We start from the raw sequence: 25,295 nt of genomic DNA, 5'->3' as shown, positions 1-25,295 counted from the left end.
GAACTGCCGGGCAAAACAAAAAACTGCTTTTTGAGAATAACCACTGGGATCCAGCCCCATGGTTTTAATCAAAAAGCAGTTTTCTTTTGTTCGCTCTGAAATGAACCAATACTCCAATTACAATCCCCACCGCCGCAGGACTGATCCATTCCAGATTCAGACTGTGCAGGGGAAGCAGGAGCAGCACGCGTCCCAGAGGCGTTATGCCGATTTCATACAGAGCCATTGCTACGCTCGTAATTCCGGTCAGAACGATGGAACAGACGTAAACCGGCCGCCACCGCTTCCCGTCAGGGAAAAGAAACGAGAGGAGAATCAGTACGATAGCCGCAGGGTAGATTGCATTTAGCACTGGTACGGATATCTCCAAAATCCGGTTCAGTCCGGCATTGGCTATGATCAGGCTGACAACAGCAAAGATAAACGCCCACATCCGGTATCCGATCCGGGGCAGAAGCGTACAGAAATACCGGCTGCAGCAGCTGATCAGACCTATACAGGTATTGAGACAGGCGATAAAGAAAATAGCCGCCAGCATAATCAGCCCTGCCTTGCCAAACAGGAAACGCACCATCTGATTCAGGGTCTGCGCACCGTTTTCAAAAGAACCAAAGGCGCCTCCCGCGACCGCACCGATATGAGCCAGAGCGGCGTATACCAGAACCAGGATACCGCCGGCAATCACTCCGGCCTTTATCGTTTCTTTTATGATGGAGGCTTCCGCCTTCACTCCCAGAGCGCTGATATTGAGAGAAATAATAATTCCAAAATTCAGAGCCGCTATGGTATCCATCGTTAAGTATCCTTCCAGAAATCCCTTCACAAGCGGATTCTTCTGATACATCTCAGACGGCCCCCCATAACCAGACACCGAAGCCGGCTTTAAGATGCAGCCGAAAAACAGAATCGCTATCAGAGTCAGCAGACACGGAGTCAGCACTTTCCCAAGCCGGTCTGTCAGCTTATCCGGCTTTAAAGCCACCAGAAACGCAATGGCAAAGAACAGGCACGAATACAGAAGCTGAGCCATCCCCACAGAAACGCGGCCATGCAGAAACGGGATTACAGCCATTTCAAACGAGGTACTGGCGGTTCTGGGAATTGCCAGACACGGTCCGATGGACAAATAGATCAGGAGCGTAAAAACAGACGCAAACCCGGGATGGACCCGGCCCGCCAGACTGGTAAGTCCGCCGGCCTTCGCCACTGCAATCACGCCCAGAATCGGAAATCCAATGGCCGTCACCGCAAAGCCTGCCATGGCTGTCCAGGTATTCGTCCCTGCCATAGCGCCTAAAAAGGGCGGAAAAATAAGATTTCCCGCCCCAAAAAACATGGAGAATAATGTCAGTCCTACCAGACAGACGTTCCGTTTCGACAATCGTTCCATCGATCTCCTACCTGTCACCCGCACGGTAACGGTCAAGGAGCCTGTTAATTCTCGACGTAGGATTGAGCAGCTCGCTCAAGGAAGCGTCATGATTCAGATTATCGATGATCAGTGCGATATACTTGCTCATATCCACATTGATATAATACGGTCTGGACAGCAGATCCGGTGTCTGATATACCAGATTCGTCGTCAGAATCCTGTCGATGGTTCCATTCTCATAGTATTCGTCAAATTTGGCCAGGCCGTTGGTGAATAAACCGAAGGTGGAGCAGATAAAGACTTTTCTCGCTTTACGCCGTTTCAGCTCCTTCGCCACATCCTGCATGCTCTCGCCGGAAGAGATCATGTCGTCCACGATAATTACATCTTTCCCTTCCACGCTGCTGCCCAGGAATTCATGCGCTACGATCGGATTGCGTCCATTGACAATCTGTGTATAGTCGCGGCGCTTATAGAACATACCCATGTCGAGACCAAGCACATTGGCAAAGTATACAGCACGTCCCATGCCGCCTTCATCCGGGCTGATCACCATCATATGGTCGCTGTCAATCTGCAGTTCCTTCTCTTCTCTCAGAAGATATTTGATAAACTGATAAATCGGCTGAACCGTCTCAAATCCCTTTAACGGAATCGCATTCTGTACTCTCGGGTCGTGAGCGTCAAAGGTAATGATGTTCTCAACACCCATATTGGTCAGCTCCTGAAGTGCCAGTGCGCAGTCCAGGGATTCTCTGCTGGATCTCTTGTGCTGTCTGCTCTCATATAAGAACGGCATAATCACATTGATACGGCGAGCTTTGCCGGCCGCTGCCGCGATGATTCGTTTTAAATCCTGAAAATGGTCATCGGGAGACATGTGGTTTGTCATCCCGCAAAGGGAATAGGTCAGACTGTAGTTACACACGTCGACCATAATGTACAAATCGTCTCCGCGGACTGACTCGGAAAGCGTTCCCTTCGCCTCTCCCGTACCGAAACGCGGTGTGCTGGCCCCGATGATATAGGACTCTCTCTGATATCCGGAAAATGCAATCGTAGACTTGTGCTCGCTTTCACGCTCCCGTCTCCAGTCCACCAGATAATCGTTTACTTTGGCTCCCAGCTCCGTACAGCTCTTAAGCGGAATTAATCCCAGCGGGCCCACCGGAATCGTCTCAATCGTCTTCTCTTCGTATAACATTTCTTCTCCTCCAACGTATCCATTTGTCTTACAACGGTTCTTTTATATCATTATGCGCCGAAATAGTCAAGTTAATCAGCGCGTTTTGCTTTCTTTCGCAGGCGAATATCGTCGCCATAGAGCGGAATAATCGTATATTTGCTGATCAGGCGGGAAGTCACGCGCTCGGTGTAACGGTCCCTCAGTTCATTCAGCGGATGATTCGTGGAAATAATCGTGGACTTCGATGAATTCAGCCGCTCATTGATGCAGTAAAACAGCTGGGACGAGGTAAAGCTGTTGTTGAGCTCCGTCCCCAGGTCATCGATGATCAGTAAATCACAGTCCAGAATGTACTGGTACATGCCTTTTATCTCTTCCTCCGCCTGATACTCAAAGCGGTTTTTTGAAAATACCTCGAACAGATCATTGGCTGATAAATAGATCACGGAATAATAGCGGTCGATCAGCTCTCTGGCAATGCAGTTGGTCAGAAAGGTCTTTCCAACCCCTGTAGGCCCCGTAAACAGCAGATTGCCGTGTTCCGTGGAAAAGTCGTCCACAAACCGGTGGCACGTTTCCACTACCTGTTTCATATACTGCCTCACCGTTCTTCCCAGGACGGGCAGTACCGACGAGTCATCAAAATATTCAAAAGAAAAAGTAGAAAAATTTTCAAGTGTTACAATCTCTTCAATGTTGGACTGGGCATAAAGGTATTTCATCTCGGCCTGCCGGAAGCAGTGGCACTTCCTGCCTTCCGAGTAGCCGGTGTCCTGACAGTCCGGGCACTTATAATGCATCTCCATATAGTCAGGCGAAAATCCGTATGCACGGAGCAGAACGCTCTTCTGTTCCCTCAAATCCGCAATCTCCGCCCTCAGTTCCTTTAACGCCCCCTGATCACCGTCCAGCAGCCTTCTGGCGCTCTTTACCGCACAGGAGCTTATGGAGTCGTCCAGTTCTTTTATGGCAGGTATCTTTTTATAAACTTCCGCTATTCTGTTTTCCTGCTCATGGCGGTTTTGCAGCTGCTGCTGCTGATAAGTACGCATGATGGCATCATACTGAGAATTGCTGAGCGACATGGCTCCCTCCTTAATTTTCTGTTAACTGCTGCAGCACCAGAGCATCATAATCGATCTCTCTCTGAGGAAAGTTCTGAAACTGGTTGGTACTTCGTCCGCGGCCGTTCCCGCCTCCCCTGTACTCCTGGGTGCCGGCTCCATTGCCGCCTCCCTTGCCCTTTGTCCGCCCCGCATGCTGCTCATCCAGCCGTTTCACGTCCTCTAAGGAGCACACACCGGCCTTTTTCCAGCCCGAAAGGATCTTGTCCGCATATTTGAAGCTGGGCGCGTGTGTGGCCGTCAGAGTGCGGTTACAGGCCTCCAGGACAAGCTCCCTGGTAAACCCGTAGGTCTTAAACCAGCGGTCAATCATCTCACGCTCTGCATCGCCCGGCTTTCTGTCATTTAAACCGAAGGCCTTCATCACCGCAAAGGAATCCCGGGTAAAGGAAGAAGCATATGCCTTGGCATCCTCCACCGTCTTAAGCCCGGACTCGTGCCAGTTGATTGCCACAGTCTCGATATAGCGGATACTGGTGTGGCCTCCCTGCACGCAGTACTCCACCACGTATTCCAGAAGCTCCGCCGTCATGTGCAGACCGTCATAGAGATAGGCAAACACCTCACACTCCCGCTGCGTAAAGACTTTATTCATGTATTTCTGGGCAATATAAAGGAGCTGGGAAAAGTCTTCATCCCCCGCCAGACCGCTGATCTGCTCCGGGGAATAAACAGGCCTTGGCTCTGTCTTTTTAACCGGGGCCTGCGCCGAGGCAGGTTCCGGGGCAGTAAGGACGGCCTCCCTCTTCTCCGGGACAGCCGCTTCTCCGTACGCAGCAGTACCGGTGCCGCTTCCCTTTACCGGTCTCTCCACGTAGTCATAAGAGGACTGTACAGCCACACAGGCCTCTGGAAACGCTCCATTCAGCGGAGATTCCATACTTTCCGTAATCATGCCGCCGGCGCAGGCCGTCTGAGCCGCCGCAGGCCATTTATCCACATCAGGGCCATCGACGGGGACTTTATCCACAGACGTCTCCAGAACCCCCAGCTTTTTCCAGTAAGACAACGCACGTGTTACATCTGATTCCGTGTGGTTAACGGCATCCGCGATCATGGAGACCGTCACCGCTTCCCCCTCATGGCGAAGCACAAAAAGATACTCCTTGATATACTCCCCATTGGCCGATGCCATATATGTATCAATAAACTCGTTGGCTACCAACGTCGCACTCACTTTAAAACTGCTTTTAAAATCCACCGCCATAACCTCACTTTTCATCCTGTACCCTGTACGTGAACTGCCTCACCAAGTGCTCATAGTATACCATAAGTCCCCTTAAAAAGAAATAGGGGGAGTTATCCACCAAAGTAATTGTGGATAATGTGGATAATGTGGAAACCAGGTATACATAATCTTAAAAATTATGGGGATTTGTGTCGAATGCCGCATAAATCCGTTATTTCTAAAATTGTAAGTCAATAATTTATGTTAATTAAAAAATCCACATAGCTTCTTTACATAAAATGTTGAAAACTATGTGGATAATGTGGATAACTAATTACCTAACAGCTTTTCTCCCACTTTTACAATGTCTCCGGCCCCCATAGTTATCAACAAATCACCGTGTATACAGTTTTCCAAAATAAATGTTTCTATTTCATCAAAGGACGGAATATAATGGGCTTTTACCCCCTTTGCCTCGATTCTGTCGACAATATCTTTGGAACTGATGCCTAAATTGTCGGTTTCGCGGGCGGCGTAGATATCTGCTAAGATTACTTCGTCAGCCATGGACAGGGCCTCTGCAAATTCGTCAAGAAAGGCCTTTGTCCGCGTATACGTATGAGGCTGGAATACGACCCACAGCTTCCGGTGCGGATAATTCAGCGCTGTCGCCAGAGAGGCGCTGATTTCCTGCGGATGATGGGCATAATCGTCGATAATGGTGATGCCTCCCAGTTCTCCCTTCTTCTCAAAGCGGCGGTTTGTACCCGTGAATTTCCACAGTCCCTTCTTTATCATCTCCAGAGATATCCCCAGTTCCATACACACAGCAATGGCCGCCAGGGAGTTATACACATTATGCTCACCGGGAACCCCCAAAGCTACGGTATCCACGGTTTCTCCATCCACACTCAGGTCGAAGACCGGTCTTGCCAGTTCATCGAATCGGATGTGCTCCGCACGGTATTTGCTGCTCTCCTCTTTGCCGAATGTGATGACACGGCAGGGCAGCCCCTCTGTAATCTTTTCATACTCCGTTATATCGCTGTTAATGACCAGAATGCCGTCCTTCGGCAGCTTCTCTGCAAACAGGCGGAAGGAGCGGCGGATATCGTCTAAATCCTTGAAGAAATCGAGATGATCGGCCTCCACATTTAAAATCACCTCAATGGTCGGAAAAAATGACAGGAAGCTGTTGGTATATTCGCAGGCCTCCGTCACAAAAAGCTCCGGTCCTCCCACCCGGATATTGCCTCCGATGGAGTTTAAGATACCGCCTACGGAAATTGTCGGGTCTGCATCAGCAGCCAGAAGGATCTCGGTGATCATGGAGGTTGTAGTGGTCTTTCCATGGGTTCCGGATACTGCGACCGCGTTCTCATAGTTTTTCATCATCTGCCCCAGTAGTTCCGCACGGCTCAGCATCGGCAGCCCTTTTTCCATGGCCGCTGCAAATTCCGGATTGTCCGGATGGACTGCCGCAGTGTAAACAACTACATCAATCCCATCAACAATATTTTCCGCCCTCTGACCATACGCAATCCTGGCTCCCTTTGCGGCTAAATGATCCGTAAGCTCTGATTCATGAGAATCGGAGCCGGAAACAGAAAATCCCTCATCGATCAGTATTTCGGCCAGCCCGCTCATGCTGATGCCGCCGATCCCTATAAAATGTATATTCTCCGGTTTATGAAAATCAATCTGATACATCGTTTTTTCCATCCTTATTATGTTTTTAATTTTATTCCACTTACTTTTACTGCTTTTCTGCGGTAAAGTCAACTCTTTCTTATTATTATATCGAAAAAGCGGCAGAAAAGCTACGTTTTCGGGAGGAATAAACGAAAAACACCCGCAGCGGCGATTCTCTGCGGGTATCTTTGAGTATAGAATTCAATGATATATTGTCTTATTTTTTCGTTTCTTCCCCGTAATTTCCATAATACTTTCCATAGTATTTACCATAGTAATTTCCATAGTAGGAATCACGTTCTAAGTCCACCTTATTTAATACAACACCCAGGATACGGCATTCACCCTTATCCAGCTGCTCTTTTACGTGCTGAACCATCTTATAGCTGATTACTCCGCTCTCAACGACGATAATTGTCCCATCTACGTGTCTGGCGATCAGCGCTGCATCAATTACGCTTCCCAAAGGCGGAGCATCAATAATCACGTAATCGTAATTCTCCCGGGCACTCTCGATCAGATCTGCAAATAACTCGCCGCTTAACAGCTCGGTTGGATTTGGTGAAACGGGACCGGCAAAAATCATATCCAGGTTGTTAATATCGGTGCTGCAGATTACATCATCCGTCGATTTCTGTCCGGATAAGTAATGTGTCAGTCCAAACTTGTTTCCCTCCGCCTTATAGCGGCCCACAAGCACTGATTTACGGATATCCGCATCAATAAACAGCACACGGTTGTCCGCTTCTGCAAAAGAGGCAGCCAGCTGGAAAGAAATGGAGGTCTTTCCTTCGTTCGGTGTCGAACTTGTCAACGTAATAACTCTTGTATCGTGTCCGGAAAACAGGATATTGGTACGCAGCGTTTTAAACGCCTCATTTGCCCTGAAATCCAGCTTATCGTGTTTACGCAATAAAACCTTCTGCATCCTCTTTACCTCCTGCTCTTCTTCCGTTTGGATTTCTTCTTTTTTGCGCCTGTTTCATCCTCAAAAACCGGTATAGTAGCAAGCGTATTGAGACCTAAGTATTTCTCCACATCCTCCGGCGTCTTAATCGCGTCATTCATCACAAACAGGACAAGAATGACTGCTCCTGCAAGGAATATTCCTGCGATACCGCCGATCATGGTATTCTTCGTTATGCTCGGTTTTGTCTTCTGAGTCGGCAGATATGCCTCCTCCACAATGTTGGGCGGAACGGAATCCATAATCTCAGCCATACGGGCTGATGCAACAGACGCAAACTCATCAGCAATCGATTTTGCCATATAGGGGTCTGTGTCCTCCACTGAGATAGTGAGGATGCGGGTATCGGTAGGGTTGTCCACCTTAATTTTTTTCACCAGCTGTTCATGGCTCAAATTTAAGTCCAGATTGGTAATAACCTGCGCCGTAACAGGGCGGCTGGTTACCAGGACCTTATAATCCTTCGTCAGCTGGGTACCAAGCTGCAAATCCGTCAGAGAGGTCAGCGTAGTCGTCTTATTTACGATGTAGAGCATCGTAGAGGACGTGTAGACAGGTTTCATCACCATGGCAGTATAAAGTCCGATGCTGACGGCACCCACAATACCTGTCAGAAGGATAATCCACAGTTTCTGTTTGATTACGTAAAATAGTTCCTTTAAATCAATTTCAATCTCGTCATCCTGATTGGTTCCCATAATTTTCTCCTAAATCAAAATAATTTATCCTCCAGTATCGCCATTGGGTTCCCGCATAAAATCCCTTTTGCAACCGGCTCAGGACAATTGTCTTTCATCCATGCCGCTGCTTTTTTTATCTGTGGTTTGCGATAATGGGTACCGTGGGTATCTGTCGCCAGAAAATGAATTCGCCCCGATTTGCAGAGTTTCCGAACCACCGCGCTGGCAGTGTCAAACACTCCGCCAAATAAGCTGGAGCTGTTTACCTGAAGACAAATCCCCAGGTCCCTCAATTCATCCAGTCGATCCATCTCCTTATACAGACACTTGTATCGTTCCATATGAGCCAGTATCGGTATATAGCCGCCGGATTCCAGCTTTCGTAAGCCCTTATACAATTCCTCATAACGGACAGAGGGTAAAAACTCTACTAAGATGTAATGGCTGCCCGCCATCGTTCTCGCACGCCCCTCGTCAAGGCACTCCAGAAGGCTTTCGGAATACATCAGTTCGTTTCCAAGATACAGCCTCATTTCACCTCCATACGGAGTTTCCTTCAGGCGCGCTTTCAACTGCTCAAATGCCTCCTGCAGCTTAGCGCCATAGCCGGGCCCGCAATCCGCTGAAAAATGGGAAGTACAGATAATATGGCGCACGCCTTCCTCGTATTCCAGTTTCATTGCCTCCAGGCTCTCTTCTATCGTTTGTGAACCATCATCCACTCCGGGAATCAAATGGCAGTGAATGTCGAATAAATCCATCCTTCTTACCGTTCCCTTTCTTTTTGTGTAATCATTAACTGTTACTTACTGTCCTTCCAGGTATGCACAGCCACCAGGACAATAATTCCAAGAAGAACTCCGATCGCTCCTGTAAGCATTCCGGTTTTGCATAACCCGCTGCTGTATATTTTGAAAAACCGCTCCATATAATCCGGAGTCATCTTCGGCAGGTTCTGACTGGTCATCGCCATGCCCACACCAAATACCGCTGCGGTAATCACCCCACCGCCTACCAGGCTTTTCCCTCCCAGTATAACGCCACGGTGCTTATAGTGGTTCAGGCCAATCATAAGAGCCTGAGAACAAATGGCCAAAAGCAGTGAAAGCGGCAATGCCGTCTTTGCAAAAGCAAAAAATTCTGTTCTCATTTTTATCCACCATTCAGCGAATGGCCATTTAAGCAGTGATGTATACTTTTGATCCAGGCGATTCATCAGTTCATTCAGACCAATCTCAGCCTGCTCCGTCATGGTAACTGATCTGCCTTCCAGGTATGATCTGATATCTGCCTCCAATTGCCCCGTCAGAACGGACGTATCCGCCTGATAGGCGCCCTGGCTTAGATCACTCTCCACCTGCTGTCTTGCCGCCATTACAACGCGTTCATATGTAATTGCGCCGTCCATCACATTGTCCGGGATATCTAAAAGTGCAAACGAGATAGAAGTATCACGCCGCAGCTCCTCAAAGATCGTTCGGTAATATCCCGTATCCGCAAGTTTATTTAAAACAGCGCTGTCCTGAAACGCCCCGATCCAGACGCCTGCTGCCGTAAAACAAATGGCGGACAGCACACCAATTTCCGCTGCCAGTATATATTTTAAACATTTTCGCAGCTTTCTGCGACGATGATTCACAAGAAGCTTTTTTATAAATGAAATGGCTGCAATGACCACAATCACAGCGGCCATTAAAATAATCAAATATATAACCGTCAGATAGGGAATGTGAATGCGCGCCATAAGCGCATCGGTATCCCTGGATAAATATTCGTATGACTGCGGAGGAGCCTTGTCTACCAACTCCAGAATCGAAATAACTTCAGGAGGTTCCGGTATCTCCGCCTCTGTAACCTGTTCAGAATTCTCCTCCGGCTCGATCTCAGCCGGACTGTCCGACTCAGGGGGATCCGTTAATTGTTCATCCGGATTTGTTTCAGAAACATCTTGATTCTCTGTTCCGCTTCCTTCTTTATCTGTGTCCTTGACTCCAGTCTCGCCGGCCGCTCCGCCGGACTGTTCCTCTGCCGCGGTCGTCTCCTCAGGCACTGCCTGCCCGATCGGCTCTAAATAGCCGCTTTCGACACCAGTCTGCACATTGGAATAGATTTCAGATATAACAGCCTGAGCCTGTTCTGCAGTCAAGTCTACATCATCCTGCTGCAAATAACTCACTGCAGAATTGATGTACTCCTGTCGAACTTTATACACGACGCCATCCTGCTCAAACTGACCGTGGATGACAGATACAATAGATTGCTCATTACCATTAATACTGCCGGCATAAGCAGTGATACAGAAAATTGTGCTCGCCAGAATGGTCGAGAACAGCAGTGATAACAGGCTGCAGATTCCTGCAGTCCTTGTTCGTTTTTTCATAATTTGCCCCACACTGGATTACTGCTTTTATTTGATAAAATTCTTATACAGCTATACTTAAAAATAGGGCGGTTCCTTTGGGAGCCACCCTATTTTAATAATTTTTAAGAAAATAAAATATACACTTATTTAATATTTACAGTATAGGTCAGCGGTGTCTTACCGTCTTTATATGATACTTCTACTGTATAGGATGATCCCTTTACCGCTTCGAACTTTGTACTTCCGCTGTAAAGCTTTCTGGCAAAGTTTAACATATCCTCGTCGTTATTGACCGGATCACCGTCCACCGTAATATCTTTAACACCATCTACAGATTTAAACATGCTTAAAATTGTTCTAGCCGTAGGAAGAGCGTCTATTAACGTGGCGTTTGACTGCTTAATCGTTACATTAATAGTTTTATCTTCAATACTAGCGCCAATATAGGAAGATTTATTAGCAGAAGCAACTGCTGCTTTAATTCCTTCTTCTACAAGCTTGTCTGTAGTATTAGTTGGTTCAGGCTCAACTGGTTTTTTCTCTGCAGTTGTATCATCTGAATTTTTAATTTCAACCTCTACTGTTGCAGAAGACTCATTCTTTATTTCTGTTTTAGATACCGCCTCATCTGCATCGTTGTTCGCAGATTTAACCGTAGTCCCTGATGCAGCTGCACTGTGGGTAACTACTAATGTAATCTCCTGTGATGCTGTAATAGTGGCAGGAATCGCTGTTTTAATTTCAGCTTTTGCAGTCGTGGTAATATCCAATTTCCCTGAATCAGTTGGATTTGATGATTTCACCTCAACTGTAACCGGCTCGGTAACCGCTACAGAAGAGCCACTAGTCTCATTAACTACAAGAGTAACAGGCTTACTAACAGTCGCAACGATCGGAACATCTGCAATAATGGTTGTGCCAGATACAGTGACATTCAATCCTGTTGCTGTGTCACCCTCCAGTTTTACCTGAATATTTGCTTTAGCAACATTAACCACAGTACCCTCGCTATTATTTACGATACGTGCATCGCTGTTTAACACGATTTTGTTTCCTGCATTTTCATTCCAGGTGTTAGGCTTAACGGCTTCAATCGTTACCTGTTTGAATGTAATTTCATTAGTAATACTCTGATTAGGAGCATCTACAGTTAAAGTAACTTTTGAATAATCTACATCATCTACTTCTGATAAGGTAACTGCTCCGCCATCGTTTGTAGCATACTTAAGGTTTGTATAGCCCTCTTTTGCCAGTGCGTTTAAATCAGCTACAGTAGCAACGGTCTTTAACTTTGACTTAGAACTGGAGCTGGAACTCGGTGACGAAGAACCGCCGCCACCTGACAGTGACTGATTACCATTGCCGCCAAAAGTAGCAGTTAACGGCACATTAGGCTGTCCATTTGTTGTTCCATTAACACCAAAATTATAAACTTTACCATTCACTTCCTTATCGCCGATAAATAAATCGCCGCTCGGATTCATAAAGTAGACACTACTGTCAACTTTGATCAGGCCGACCTGCATAACGCCGTTGTAAGCCATGAAATACCATTTACCGTCAGCATCCTGGAACCAGCCCTTCTGCATAATTCCGTTGTTATCGAAATGATACCATCTTCCGTCTACATCTCTAAACCATGTTCCTGTTTGGAATGTACCATCATCATTCTGGTATTTCCAGTTGCTTCCCTCCTGTAACCATGCAGCCGATGCTGTCATGACAGAACCTACGGAGAGCGCTGTTGCTAATGCCATAACAGCCAGCTTCTTCATTCTCATAATTGCATTCTCCTTTCAAAAATCCTTTTCCTAAAATTGTTTTTCCGGAATATGTAACCCGTTGAGACTATATTAACTCACCTTTCCATATTTTGCAAGCATTTTAGGTCTAAAACATCTGCTTATAATATGTTTTAAGTGTATAATATATGCAATTATTCAATCATACTTGTAAAAACAGAATCGTTATAATATTTAACGATTCTGCTATTTTACCCGAATATTCGCTTCTATGATGCTACAGTTGATTACTCTATCTATAAATGATTACGGATTTTATATTATTTTTTATGTTTTATTTCCATATCTAGTATAATCTAATAAAATAAAACCTATATTATATTAGGTAATCATGCAACTTACGAGGTAAGAATGAAAGGAGCTAAATATATGCTGCTTACATCTATTTTATATGGTTCTATTTGTTTCTCTGTCTGTTGTATTCTAACCCTGATCATAATCCTCTATTGCTCAGTCCACGTTTCGACAACCTACGACAAATTATCCGATGATGATCAACAGATTAAATTTTTGCAGACTCACAATACTTTGTAATAATCCATTTACAGACGCGATAACTTCCAGCTGTTATCAAAAAAACAGCACAGCCAATCACTGTTCCAATACTGTTCATGAGAATATCGTCTACTTGAAAGTATCCTCTTTGGGTAAGTAATTGAACTGTTTCAATTGTCAAGCTGCTCATTGCGCCTACCGCAAGACATAACACGAAATTACGCATTGGACGAAAAAGAATCGCAAGTAAAAAACCATATGGGATAAACAAAAGTACATTTTCGACAACATATGCATTATTTCTGGAACCTCCTAGTGTTTCAAATAAGGTAAGGCTAATTGCTGTCCGTGAACCCGGTTCACGTTCAAACAATGTAATATGTACCAGCGCAAATAAATAAACTAAAAATATTACTTTATAAAAATTATAGAGCGATTTACTATTTTTACGCAAAATAATTTTAAACACAAAATACACAATTATACTCAAAAACAGGGCGTATGGGAGATATTCTAATTCTTTTCCTATATCCTTTATTATGTAGCCCCACATAGCTTTATCAAGTAAATCAAACATATTAACTGCCTTTCAATAAAAATTTCTAAACCATTTGTAATTAGTATCATATGTATTCACTATTTTATATCTGAATAAATATATGATTTATCGCTACCGAAAAAATTTATATTCTATTAGACCATTATTTTTTTGTTCTATAAATTGATTCCAGTATTTTTTTGCAAAATACATTTTGTCCTCTACTATAACATAATTTTTTATTGATTGCAGTATTATATCATATTCTTATTTTTAATAACTATTTTAGCCACTCTTCTATCATACTATCTTCTGGTAAATTAATAAAATTTCTCCCATTATAATTTAACAGCACTTCTTTTTTTCTTTTTAATGATACCTCTGTATAAATCTGAGTTGTAACAATACTGCTATGCCCCAAAATATCTTGAACCGCTCTGATATCTGCTCCATTATTTAGTAACTGGGTTGCGAAGCTATGCCGCAAGTAATGAGGAGTTGCTTCAGAATTTATATGTGCCAATTCTCTATATTTATAAAAAAGATTTTCTATACTGTAAATACTTAATCGTTTTCCGTATTTGTTAACAAATAATGCATCGTCCTGAAGATTAAACTCTTGCCTCGTTCTAATCCATTTTTGGAGCTTTTGATTTACGGTTATTGATGATATAAAAAGCATCCGTTCTTTATTCCCTTTACCATGAATCAAAAAGGAAGCCTCACCAGAATCATAATCTTCTATATTTAATGCTGCCACTTCTCCAATCCTCAACCCCAGGCAAAACAGTATTTCAATTATACACATATCTCTCAAGCAAAGTCTCCGGTAAAAATCAGTTGGAGCTGATTTGTATTCTTTTGAAACAGTAGTAATCAGCTGATTTACTTCCATCTTTGATAAGGTACGCGGCAGTGATTTTGGTAACTGAAACTTTCTTGACGAAAATTTCATAAAAATTTCATTCACACCTTTTTCAACATTTATGTAGTGAAAGAATTGTTTAATCGAAACATACTTTCTGCGAATGGATCGCGGAGATAATTTCTTATTATTTTGCAAATAAAGAAAATAGTCCGAGATTGACTGCGGATTTATTAATTCATACTTATTTTCATTTAACCATGAAAACATACATGATAAATCACTTTTATATGCATATATGGTTTTTCCTGACAGGTTTCTTTCGAGAGATAAAGAGTTTAGAAAGTCAGTCAGGTATATTTTTTGTTGTTCGTAATTGTAGTTCATTGTTCGGTTCCCCCTCATTGTAAGTGTATGGTGTGTTTCGAGTTCTATTTCAGTCTGAATAGTGAACAGGAGTTAGCATTTCTGTAATTTGTCCTGGACCTCTGCAATTTATTGACATATTTTTTCCCTCCCAAAGTTTAGCATTGATAAATTCATCTTTGATGCTTTGATTATTGCATAAATTGATAGGGCGATAAAGTGTCTAGTCCAAATAATAACAATTATTTTTGGGTTATAGAAAAGAATGTACTATATGTGTACTCAGTAGGTGATGGAATAATAACATGAACTTAAAACGTACTGATAAGATAGAAAAAAATCTCGTAACGGGGGGTAAGATAAAAGGAATAGAAGAATAAGTGATAAATTGGAGACAATATGGAAAAGAAACTTGCAATTGCTATGTTCGGTCAAAAACGTCTTTCCCGAGAAGGCGGAATTGAAATAGTTGTAAAAGAGCTTTGTACCAGAATGGCACGAAACGGTTATCAGGTGACCTGTTATAACAGATCTGGCCATCATTTAAGTGATGCAGAGTATGAAGGAGTTCATCAAAAGTCTGTTCCGACAATAAAAAGAAAAGGTCTTGCGGCTGTAAGTTCATCTTTTTTTGCAGCTCTTTATAGTGCTTTGGGGAAATATGATGTAGTACATATTCATGCTGAAGGGCCAGCCTTTTTCTCATTGTTGCCGAAATTGTGCGGAAAAAGAGTTGTAGTTACCATTCATGGAATAGATTGGCAACGTGAAAAATGGAAATCTGGCTTTGGCTCTAAATTTATCCGAATGGGTGAACAAAATGCAGTCAAATATGCAGATGAAATTATAGTTTTAAGCAAAGGTGTACAGGACTATTTCCAAGATACGTACGGAAGAAGAACTTGGTTTATTCCAAACGGTGTAAATCGGCCAAATATTCGGAAAGCGGAACAAATTATTGAAAAACACGGACTAATTAAAGATTCTTATATTTTGTTTTTGGGGCGACTTGTACCTGAGAAGGGGATTCACTATTTAATAGAAGCATTTAAAAAGGTCAAGACAGATAAAAAATTAGTAATCGCAGGTGGAACCAGTGATACGGATTCTTATATACAAGAACTGAAAGAATTGGCGATGGATGATGCCAGAATCCTATTCACTGGTTTCGTACAGGGGCAAATGCTTGACGAGTTGTATAGCAATGCCTATATCTACACGTTGCCCTCTGACTTGGAAGGCATGCCATTAAGTCTTCTGGAAGCGATGGGTTACGGAAATTGTTGCTTAGTGTCTGACATTTCAGAGTGTGTGGAAGTTGTCGAAAATAAAGCACTAATATTCAAAAAGTCAGATGTGAATGATTTAAGGAGGAAACTGCAAGAAGCATGTGACCATTCGGAGAATGTGATGGATTTAAAGAAAAAGGCTTCCGATTTTATATATAAGAAATACAACTGGGAGGATGTTGTGAAGAAAACGGTGGAATTATATAGAAAAGAGGTTTGAAATAAAAAAGTAGAGATGAACGATAATACTTTGATTGATAATGGGAGAGCAAATTATGTCTAAAGAAAAAAAGTTAAATGGTACGGTCATCGTCACTTATCGTTGCAATGCCCGTTGCTCTATGTGCAATCGTTATAAGGCGCCTTCTAAGCCGGAAGAAGAAATTAGCATCGAAACAATTAAAAAACTACCTAAGATGTATTTCACCAATATCACTGGCGGCGAACCTTTCATTCGTACAGACCTAAAAGATATTGTGCGTGAGTTGTATAGGAAGTCAGATCGCATCGTTATTTCAACTAATGGATTTTTTACCGACCGTATCGTAGATCTCTGTAAAGAGTTCCCGCAGATTGGTATTCGCATTTCCATTGAGGGTCTGGAGCATACGAACAATGAGATTCGTGGTCTGGAAAACGGTTACCAACGTGGTTACGGCACACTGAAGAAACTGCGTGAGATGGGTATGAAGGACGTTGGTTTCGGAATGACCGTGCAGGACAAGAATGCTCCTGACCTTGTGCCGCTGTATAAGATTTCTGATGAAATGGGAATGGAGTTTGCAACCGCCTCCCTGCACAACAGCTTCTACTTCGTGGAGGCAAAGAATATCATCCTTGATCGTTCGATGGTTGCAAAGAACTTAGAAAACCTAGTCAACGAACTGCTCCACAGCAACAGCCCGAAGAAGTGGTTCCGCGCTTACTTCAACCACGGTCTGATCAACTATATTTATGGCCAAAAACGCCTGTTGCCTTGCGACATGAGTTTTGATACCTTTTTCATCGACCCTTATGGTGATGTTATGCCCTGTAACGGGACCAAGGACAAAGAGGTCATGGGAAACCTGAACAACCAGACTTGGGACGAGCTATGGAACAGTCCGGAGGCCGAAACAGTCCGTGTAAAGGTTCACTGCTGTGACCGTGCCTGCTGGATGATCGGCTCAGTATCTCCGGCTATGCACAAGTACATCTGGAAAACGGCGATTTGGGTTCTAGTACATAAATTTAAAGCATTGTTTACCAATTATCCTTACAGCATGTACGAACTGAAGATTTGTCGTGATTACCGTGACGGTAAGGTCACCAAAGAGGAGCTGGACAAGTGCAGTACATGTGATACAGATTGCGTGATCAATAATGGTCTAAGTGAAGCTTCTAAAGAGCAACTGAAGCATAAGACCGGTGAGGAAATTGTGGAGGCGGATATTGCAAATCAGATGAGAGGTTAACTGGTAATGAAATTAACTATGGTTGCTGCAATCGTTGTTTATAACAAAAAGGTAAAAGACTCGATTACTTGCAAAAACATTTTAAATATTAATGATAAACAAATTGAAATTCTGATTATTGATAATAGCACACAAGATTATAAAAATAAAACTTTTTGTGAGAAAAAAAATATTAAGTATATTTCGATGAATGGGAATAAGGGGCTGTCCAAAGCTTATAATGTTGCGGTTGATGCGAGTAAAACTAAAGATATTATAATTCTTTTTGATGATGATACTGAAGTTACAAAAGAATACTTTGATAAATTGAGTGATGCAATAAATACTTACCAGGACGTTGATATTTTTGCTCCGATTATTTATGGGCAAGACGGTGTAATCTATTCTCCGAATGAATATGATTTTATGCGCAGCCATTTTATCAAATTCTCAGATCAGAAAATATCACAAGAAAAATTCAATGCGATTGCCAGTTGTTTGGCAATCCGTATGAAGGTTTTTAATAATTATAGATTTAATGAAAAGCTGTTCGTAGATCAAGTAGATCAAAATTTCTTTTATGATCAAAGGAGAAAGAATGTGAAGTTCAAAAAAATTGATGTTAAAATTCTTCAGAACTTTTATCAAAGGGGAACAAAACTGACACCTGAAGCGGGGTGGAAAAGGTTAAAACTGAGAGTCATTGATATCATGCGTCAGACCAGACTGATAGGTGGTGTGAAAATCCGGCTTTTAGGATTTATAAAATGTTGTGGATTAGGTCTCCAAATAGGGAAAAAGAGCAAGTCATTGTCGATTCCATTTAAGGCTTGGGCACTGAGTGCAAAGCTAATATTTATTGACGAGTGATAAAAACAGGAACGAAAAGATATAAAAAGTGGGACGAGCTTTTGGGGGATGTTTTTCTATAAGAACAGAGAAGTAACTGCAAGTATTAAAATCAGTTACTAGTACATGAGGATATGGAAGGAAGCTTATGAAAGTCTTGTACTTTATGAATCATGTAGATCAAGGAGGCGCTGCACTTGCACTGTATGATTTGATTTTTGAAATAAAAAAAGAGGCGGATATTACGCCTATTGTTATTACGGGAAAGAAAAATTCTTTAAATAAAATGCTAACAGACATAGGAGTGGAAAATTATTCGGCTCCGTTTAAAAATTTTATGAGCTCGTATAAAGAACCGACACAAATATATAAAGTGCTTTTAAAAATTCGTTACATATTAGGGCTACATTTGGCAATTCATAAAATTGAGAAAAGTATAGATTTTTCAACAGTAGATATTATACATTCAAATCTTAATAGAATTGACATTGGAACAATTTTAGCGAAAAAATATAATATTCCTCACATTTGGCATATTCGTGAACATGCAGATGGAAGAGACTTTAAGTTGATATCGGTAAAAAAAGACTCGATTTCATATATGAATTCATTTGATTCTTATTTTATCACCATTTCCCAGTCTGTAAAAAATGCATGGAATAAAAAAGGCCTTTTTATTAAAAATGAATCACTTATATATGATGGTATTAGAACTGAGTTATATAATTCTGAACAAGATAAATCTGGCAAGAAAGTCAAAATGATTTTTTTGGGTGGATATACAAAGAATAAAGGTCAAGAGGATTTGATTGATGCCTTAAACGACATTTCAGAAAGTCTGAAGAATAAATTTGTCATCGATTTCTACGGAAATGGAAAGACAGAGTACGTAGAATACTTGAACAAAAAAATTTGTAAAAGCGATCTTTCAGAGTGTATGAAAATCCATTCCTATCAGCCGGACATTTGGAAGAAAGTACCTGAGTATGATGTTGGATTAACATGCTCACGTGTAGAAGGCTTTGGTAGAGTTACCGTTGAATATATGATGTCAGGTCTTTGCCCGATTGTGAGTGATAGTGGGGCTAATTTAGAAATTGTACAGGATAGAAAAAATGGGATTATATATAAGGCATTAAATGGTGATGCACTGAAAGCTGCAATAATTTGGGCGGTAAATAACAGGAAAACAGTAAATAAAATTGGACTAGCCGCAGAAGCGTACGCAAAAAAAAATTTTTCTATGGAAATACATGCAAAAAGGGTGAAAAAGTTATATTTGAAAGCGTTAGAGGATAATAAAAATGAATAATCCTATCTTTTCGATTGTTGTGCCTATCTATAATGTTGAAAAATACTTGCCTCAATGTTTGGAAAGTATTACACGACAAGCATTCAAAGATTACGAAGTAATTTTGGTAGATGACGGATCAACAGACAAATGTCCGGATATTTGCGATGAATTTAAAGTAAAAGAATCTCGATGTAAAGTTATACATCAAACCAACAAAGGACTCTCAGGGGCCAGAAATACAGGTATGGGAGCTGCAACTGGAAGATATATATATTTCATGGATAGTGATGATACTATTTCGAGCAATTTGCTTGATGAGTTACAAAAGATACTTCACAAGTATGAGGTTGACATTATTGGATTTAATGCAACGGTAATTGAGGCAAATAGGCGGAGTGTACTTTCAACAGGTAAGTGTATAAATAAGATTGAATATGGTATAGAAATAGCACAAAAAAGAGTACCCTTGTCAACCGTTCCACTTTATTGCTACCGCAGAAGTTTTTTATTGAAAGAAAAGTTACTGTTTGAAGAAGGAATTTATTATGAAGATATTTTTTTTACAGCGCTAGCATTTTTTAAAAATCCAACGATTTATTATATGGATAAGGCACTTTATTTTTATAATAAGAGAGGAGAGTCAATTACAACCTCGAAAGTAAAAATCAAGAATTATTGTGATCTGGTTAAAATCTGTAACTGCCTGATTGATAACACTAATATAGAACAGGGCAGTTGTTTAAGAAATGCATATCAAAATATTTTAAAGACATATCTCATGTTAAGTGAAGAAATATATAGAATGATGGAACTGAAAGATAGGAAAGAAGGGGTAATAAGCCGCATCAACCTAATGAAAAAAGTGAGAAGCCAGAGAAAACAAGTGGGATTGAAAAGCTATGCTATTGCATGTTTTCCGAGTCTCTTTTATTTTATAAGAGGCACCAGGAGGATGATTAGATGGCAGGAGTAAAAGTAAGATTTAAAATGAATAATAACGAAATTAGAACAGATTATATAAATTTAACACTCATTTTATCTTTTGCCACACTTTGTATAGCACAAACATTTCACGTTTCGTCTGTAATATATTTTTTGATAGATATACCAATCATATTGATGGTTACCTTCAAAATCAAGAAATTTATAAAAACATTGTTGTGTAAATCTGTTTATTCAATAACGGCGATATTGCTATTTATAGTTATGGCAATGACTGTTGGAGGCGTGATAAATGGCGTGTCACTAGGCAATGCAATATATGGTGCATATAAGTACTTTAGAGGATTTGTTTTTTTCTATTGCGTTTTGGCTTTTGGTGATTCCAAAAGCGTTAAACAAACACTTAAAATATTTAATTGTATTTTTTGGATTAACATTGTTTTGACATTGATAGAATTTTTTTTGTTGGGAATAAATCAAGACTTATTAGGTGGCATTTTTGGTTTAGTTATGGGTGTTAATCAATATACAAATCTCTATTTTGTAATTATAAGTGTATATTGTATTGAAAAAATTGTGTGTCACGATGCAGAAGGAAGTGAATATAAAAGAGTACTGATTATATCAGTGCTGATGTTAGCTGTTGCAGCATTAGCAGAGATTAAATTCTTTTTTGCAGAATTTGTATTACTTTTTATGGTAGCATACCTTTGCCTTCCCCAAAAGCCACAAACTTTTTTTGGGGTTGCACTAATTCTAATTTGTGTTATCGTTTTCTATAATTTATTGATTCGAATGTTTCCAGAGTTTTCAACGTTGATAGGTGAATTGAGAAGGGGCGGTTTGGCAAGACTTATAGACCTTCAAAAACATTACAGTACCGATTATGATATTGGAAGAGCTGCTGTGTTTAGCTATTCAAATAAATATCTGTTGCCTAATAGATGGAATAGATTGTTTGGTATGGGTATTGGAAACGTAACATCGTCAAATTTTGTTGACAATAGTTTTTGGCTTAAAAATCAAGGGACGCATTATGACCAGTTTTATACATCATATTTGTATAACGAACAGGGTATGATAGGTTTTTTACTGTATTGTTTAATATATGTTGAGTTACTTAAAATAGGAATTAAATCACTTTTTTTTACAAGAACACGAAAATATGGAACGATGCTAATAATGATGGTTACAGGGAGTATTATGATATTTATTTATAATATGGCGATGTATTCACAGCTTTCATTCATTATCTTTTGGGCATTGGCTGTACTTGTAAGAAAGTGCACAAATTCATTTTCATAAAAGATTTATAACGATACCATATAAATGATTAAAGTTTTTATAAAAAATATGAATAAGATTTATATAAATCTGGGTAGGAGTAGTATGATTATAGATTTACAAGAAATCTTATCATACATAATTGACAATGCAAAACATTCTTTTTGATGAGCAAAAACAGTTAGAACTTGATATGTTAGTTTATATTAAAGAAATTTGTGAACAACATAACATATCATACTCTCTCTGTGGTGGCAGTTTAATAGGCGCAATAAGGCACAAAGGTTTTATCCCTTGGGATGACGATATTGATATATTTTTGACCAGAGATAATTATAATCACCTGATTAATGTATTAAAGTCCGAAACAAGATATAAATTATATACGCCAGGAGTTACTCCTCATTATATCTATGGTTTCTCAAAGTTAATTAATCCGCAAACCATAATGTATAATGATCAGGAAATAAAACTTGATATGCCGGAAATGGGCGTTTTTATTGATATATTTCCGATTGACTCCATTCCGGAAGGAAAGGAAACTTTAATGTTTAAAAAGGCCAGGCAATATACCCGCCGTGCCATAGCTTCATCAAAGGTAGGGTATTATTATTCCAGTACTCCATGGAAAATGTATATAAAACGAATTCTATATTACCCGGAGCATTTAATATGCCGAAGAAAACAGGCTGAATACTGGATGAAGCAGTTAGAGCAAATGGTGCAGCAATATAATAATCAGGAAACAAAATATTGTGGGAGTATTTATTCTAAATATGGAGAAAAAGAAATTTTTCCACAGGGATTTTTTGATAAAACCACAACTGCAGTTTTTGAAAACATTATATTTTCTGTTATTAAAAATTATGATGTATATTTAAAAACAATGTATGGAGACTATATGGAATTACCTCCAGAAAAGGAGCGTACTCTGCCCCATGATTACAAAGCATATTGGAGAAAATAAATGCAGGATTTAATTCGATTCGTAAGAACAACAGGAATTTATTTAGTCGGAAATGTGCTGATAAAAATAATTTCATTCTTGCTTTTACCCATATATACAAAATACTTACCACCGGCATCATATGGCACATATGACTTGAATACGGCATATATAACATTTTTAAGTTCAATATTATTCTTAGACATATGGGGCGGGATACTACGTTTTATGTTTGATTATAAAAAGGAAGCAGAAAAAGCAAATGTTGTTAAAGCCGGGTGCGTTATTTTTACTATTTCAACGTTAGTTTATTCGATTGCAGTTATTTTGTTAGGCAGTATTATGGGGATTGAATATAAATGCTGGCTACTTTTATTTGGTCTTTTAACAAATATACAGCAAGTTATGGGGTTTGTTTCACGCGGATACGGTAAAAATAAAATGTTTGCTCTGGCAGGGGTATTGTCGTCCTGCATTACTATTATATGCAATATATGGTTTATTGTCGTAATGAAGGGAAGTTATCAATTCTTGTACATATCCAGTTGTATTGGTGCTATGACCGGTATCATAATTATGGGACGTGCCGTTAAATTAACTCATATTTTGAAATATAAAAGACTTGATGTTTCATTATTAAAAGCGATGGTTGTATATTCGTTACCATTATCAATAAATTCTGCAGCGTATTGGTTTTTGTCGAGTTTTAATAAAGTGCTTATTAGATATAAATTATCTGTTGCGGAAAATGGTTTGTACGCTATTGCAAATAAGTTCACAGGTATAATCAGTTTATTTACACAGTGCTTTCAAATGGCCTGGCAGGAATTGACTTTTTCTAAAGCAAATAAAAGCAAAGCGGAAATGGCGGCATTTTATACAACTGCATTTCAGGAATATATAGAATTTATGACTTTGGGATGTACAGGAATAATTCCCTGTGTTAAAATTTTTTTCCCGCTCTTAGTAGATGCTTCCTATTTAAATGCAGAACCTTTAATTCCCGTGGCTATACTTGCTGCACTTTTTTCGTGTGTATCTTCTTTCTTAGGAAGCATACTGAGCACATTAAAAAAAAATAGATCTATTTTTACTACAACACTTGCAGGTAGTATAGTGAATGTTTTCATTGCTGTCATCGCTATGAATTTTATGGGCGTACAGGCTGCTAATATAGCTCTGGCATTAGGTTATCTCGTCATAGATATCAGGCGGTTTTTGTTAATTAAAAAGTATGTTTATATCAAAGTTAATTGGAAATTATTAGTCGCTCTGTTTTTTCAGGTATTATTCTCATGTAAAATTTATTTTTCATTTAACTTGTTTTATAATGGCATATTTATTGTGTTACTTTGCTGTGAAGCAATAATTATATATAAAGATAAAATTAAGATGTTCTACACAGGGAGGGGAAATTTATGAAAATAGGGCTTCTGGGTGAATACTATAGTAAGAATTTAGGTGATCCCCTATTGTTTTCGTGTACAGAGTATTTATGCCGTAAAGAAGGAGCTTCTGATCTGCAAATTAAGAATATTGACATTTTTGGAAGAACCTTTTCTGGTGATGATTCTGTTTGGTACTATTTTGATAAGAATCCTATTGTGCTTGGACTAAAAGTGATTCGAAAATTAGCTAAGATTTTTGGTGTGATAAATACCCTGTGGCTGGATGAATATATCTGGCAAATGGGTACTGCACGAAAAAATTTAATAAAAAGCTTTAGAGACCAAATGCAGGGGCTTGATGGAATTATTGTTATGGGTGCCGGTTCAATAAAGTATGATGTGAGGCTTAATTTTGCACCATACTATATGGCATTTATGACAACTGCTTCAGAGCTTGGTATACCGGTATTTATTAATTGTGCAGGAATTGAGAGCAAATATAATCAAAAAGATCGAAGATGCCGGCAATTTTGTAAAGTACTTAGTATGGATATATTAAAGATTGCAACAACAAGAGATGATCTTAATACACTTAAACAGATGATTCATAACCCCCATACTGAAGTTGCACGAATAGCTGATATAGGCGTTTGGAGCGCAGAAACATTTAATATTTCAAAAAAAGAAACAAATATTATTGGTCTGGGGATAATTACGCCAATACGTTTTGCTGAATTCAAAAGGAGGATAACTCCTCAGCAATATGAAGAAGAAATGTTAAAAATCATTAACACTTTGGAAAAGCAGAATAAAAAATGGAAGCTTTTTAATAATGGAGACGTCTGCGATAGTGAGTATGCCAAGGAATTGTGTGAGAAAGCAGGAATTAATCCGTCTGATAAATTGCTAACCCCTAAAACCCCCAAAGAATTAGTTGAGATTATCAGTGGTTTCCAGGGAATCATAACCTCCCGGCTACATTCTTGCATAGTATCTTATTCGCTAGGAATTCCTTTTGTAGCGATTAGCTGGAATAACAAACTGAAATATTTTGCTGATAATATTGGAGTATCTGAAAGAGTTATGGATAGTGACGAATTAAATTTCAGCAGGGTTTTAGAAAAATTTGAGCTGGCCGTTAGTCAAGGATATTGTGATATCAACAAAGAAAAATACAGACAAACATCCATTGTATATATTAAAAAATACCTGACAGCGATTGAAGAAGAAATGAATGGTAGGAGGCAATAGAA

At 40.2% G+C, this 25,295-nt stretch carries 21 protein-coding genes; 9 read left to right on the top strand and 12 right to left on the bottom strand.

What is annotated here, in order from left to right; all coding sequences use genetic code 11:
• Window positions 1-64: 64 nt before the first annotated feature.
• The 12 genes from brnQ to NE473_RS18120 form a co-directional block, all read right to left on the bottom strand.
• Window positions 65-1,390, bottom strand: a complete 1,326-nt coding sequence (gene brnQ / locus NE473_RS18175) for a branched-chain amino acid transport system II carrier protein (protein WP_155560877.1) — start codon at window positions 1,388-1,390, stop codon at window positions 65-67.
• A 7-nt stretch (window positions 1,391-1,397) separates the two neighbouring features.
• Window positions 1,398-2,576 (bottom strand): ribose-phosphate pyrophosphokinase, encoded by a 1,179-nt coding sequence (locus tag NE473_RS18170; RefSeq protein ID WP_006771746.1) that lies wholly within the window; start codon window positions 2,574-2,576, stop codon window positions 1,398-1,400.
• 71 nt (window positions 2,577-2,647) lie between these two features.
• Window positions 2,648-3,643 (bottom strand): ATP-binding protein, encoded by a 996-nt coding sequence (locus NE473_RS18165; protein WP_006771747.1) that lies wholly within the window; start codon window positions 3,641-3,643, stop codon window positions 2,648-2,650.
• A gap of 10 nt (window positions 3,644-3,653) precedes the next feature.
• Window positions 3,654-4,904: a DnaD domain protein gene (locus tag NE473_RS18160; RefSeq protein ID WP_155560876.1), complete on the bottom strand. Its 1,251-nt coding sequence runs from the start codon at window positions 4,902-4,904 to the stop codon at window positions 3,654-3,656.
• A 276-nt stretch (window positions 4,905-5,180) separates the two neighbouring features.
• A complete protein-coding gene (murC, locus tag NE473_RS18155; protein ID WP_155560875.1) occupies window positions 5,181-6,560 on the bottom strand; it encodes a UDP-N-acetylmuramate--L-alanine ligase in 1,380 nt (459 codons plus the stop codon).
• Between the two features lie 199 nt (window positions 6,561-6,759).
• Complete coding sequence (locus NE473_RS18150) at window positions 6,760-7,470, bottom strand: CpsD/CapB family tyrosine-protein kinase (protein ID WP_022030437.1); 711 nt, start codon at window positions 7,468-7,470, stop codon at window positions 6,760-6,762.
• 5 nt (window positions 7,471-7,475) lie between these two features.
• Window positions 7,476-8,207 carry a YveK family protein gene (locus tag NE473_RS18145; RefSeq protein WP_022030436.1) on the bottom strand — a complete coding sequence of 244 codons (732 nt, stop codon included), beginning with the start codon at window positions 8,205-8,207 and terminating at the stop codon, window positions 7,476-7,478.
• A gap of 14 nt (window positions 8,208-8,221) precedes the next feature.
• Window positions 8,222-8,950 (bottom strand): CpsB/CapC family capsule biosynthesis tyrosine phosphatase, encoded by a 729-nt coding sequence (locus tag NE473_RS18140; protein WP_138313453.1) that lies wholly within the window; start codon window positions 8,948-8,950, stop codon window positions 8,222-8,224.
• A gap of 41 nt (window positions 8,951-8,991) precedes the next feature.
• Complete coding sequence (locus tag NE473_RS18135) at window positions 8,992-10,569, bottom strand: ICP22 family protein (RefSeq protein ID WP_155560874.1); 1,578 nt, start codon at window positions 10,567-10,569, stop codon at window positions 8,992-8,994.
• A 125-nt stretch (window positions 10,570-10,694) separates the two neighbouring features.
• On the bottom strand, window positions 10,695-12,332 hold the full coding sequence (locus NE473_RS18130; RefSeq protein WP_243145809.1) for an N-acetylmuramoyl-L-alanine amidase family protein: 1,638 nt from the start codon (window positions 12,330-12,332) through the stop codon (window positions 10,695-10,697).
• 523 nt (window positions 12,333-12,855) lie between these two features.
• Window positions 12,856-13,425, bottom strand: a complete 570-nt coding sequence (locus NE473_RS18125; RefSeq protein ID WP_155560873.1) for a VanZ family protein — start codon at window positions 13,423-13,425, stop codon at window positions 12,856-12,858.
• 241 nt (window positions 13,426-13,666) lie between these two features.
• On the bottom strand, window positions 13,667-14,638 hold the full coding sequence (locus tag NE473_RS18120) for a tyrosine-type recombinase/integrase (RefSeq protein WP_155560872.1): 972 nt from the start codon (window positions 14,636-14,638) through the stop codon (window positions 13,667-13,669).
• A 378-nt stretch (window positions 14,639-15,016) separates the two neighbouring features.
• Here NE473_RS18120 and NE473_RS18115 point away from each other — a divergent pair, with 378 nt between their 5' ends.
• The 9 genes from NE473_RS18115 to NE473_RS18075 all read left to right on the top strand — a co-directional run bounded on the left by NE473_RS18115 (window position 15,017) and on the right by NE473_RS18075 (window position 25,293).
• Entirely contained in the window at window positions 15,017-16,126 is a 1,110-nt protein-coding gene (locus tag NE473_RS18115; RefSeq protein ID WP_155560858.1) for a glycosyltransferase family 4 protein, read from the top strand.
• Between the two features lie 55 nt (window positions 16,127-16,181).
• Window positions 16,182-17,360 carry a radical SAM protein gene (locus NE473_RS18110; protein WP_155560859.1) on the top strand — a complete coding sequence of 393 codons (1,179 nt, stop codon included), beginning with the start codon at window positions 16,182-16,184 and terminating at the stop codon, window positions 17,358-17,360.
• Between the two features lie 6 nt (window positions 17,361-17,366).
• Window positions 17,367-18,209 (top strand): glycosyltransferase, encoded by an 843-nt coding sequence (locus tag NE473_RS18105; protein WP_138313459.1) that lies wholly within the window; start codon window positions 17,367-17,369, stop codon window positions 18,207-18,209.
• Window positions 18,210-18,336: 127 nt separating this feature from the next.
• The gene (locus tag NE473_RS18100; protein WP_155560860.1) at window positions 18,337-19,500 is read left to right on the top strand and encodes a glycosyltransferase family 4 protein; all 1,164 of its coding nucleotides are present in this window, start codon (window positions 18,337-18,339) and stop codon (window positions 19,498-19,500) included.
• Window positions 19,493-20,455 (top strand): glycosyltransferase family 2 protein, encoded by a 963-nt coding sequence (locus NE473_RS18095; RefSeq protein WP_155560861.1) that lies wholly within the window; start codon window positions 19,493-19,495, stop codon window positions 20,453-20,455. Before NE473_RS18100 ends, NE473_RS18095 begins: the two co-directional genes overlap by 8 nt.
• Window positions 20,443-21,729 carry a hypothetical protein gene (locus tag NE473_RS18090; RefSeq protein ID WP_155560862.1) on the top strand — a complete coding sequence of 429 codons (1,287 nt, stop codon included), beginning with the start codon at window positions 20,443-20,445 and terminating at the stop codon, window positions 21,727-21,729. The genes NE473_RS18095 and NE473_RS18090 overlap by 13 nt, the downstream gene beginning before the upstream one ends.
• Window positions 21,730-21,901: 172 nt before the next feature.
• Entirely contained in the window at window positions 21,902-22,675 is a 774-nt protein-coding gene (locus NE473_RS18085; RefSeq protein ID WP_196411673.1) for a LicD family protein, read from the top strand.
• Window positions 22,676-24,076, top strand: a complete 1,401-nt coding sequence (locus NE473_RS18080; protein WP_155560864.1) for a lipopolysaccharide biosynthesis protein — start codon at window positions 22,676-22,678, stop codon at window positions 24,074-24,076.
• A complete protein-coding gene (locus NE473_RS18075) occupies window positions 24,073-25,293 on the top strand; it encodes a polysaccharide pyruvyl transferase family protein (RefSeq protein WP_155560865.1) in 1,221 nt (406 codons plus the stop codon). The genes NE473_RS18080 and NE473_RS18075 overlap by 4 nt, the downstream gene beginning before the upstream one ends.
• The last annotated feature ends 2 nt before the right edge of the window (window positions 25,294-25,295 follow it).

Origin of the sequence: Hungatella sp. SL.1.14 (assembly GCF_024460495.1) — a bacterium.
GTDB classification, from domain to species: domain Bacteria; phylum Bacillota; class Clostridia; order Lachnospirales; family Lachnospiraceae; genus Hungatella; species Hungatella hathewayi.
The sequence above is the reverse complement of the archived record's forward strand: the minus strand, read 5'-3'. Positions and strand labels throughout refer to the sequence as shown.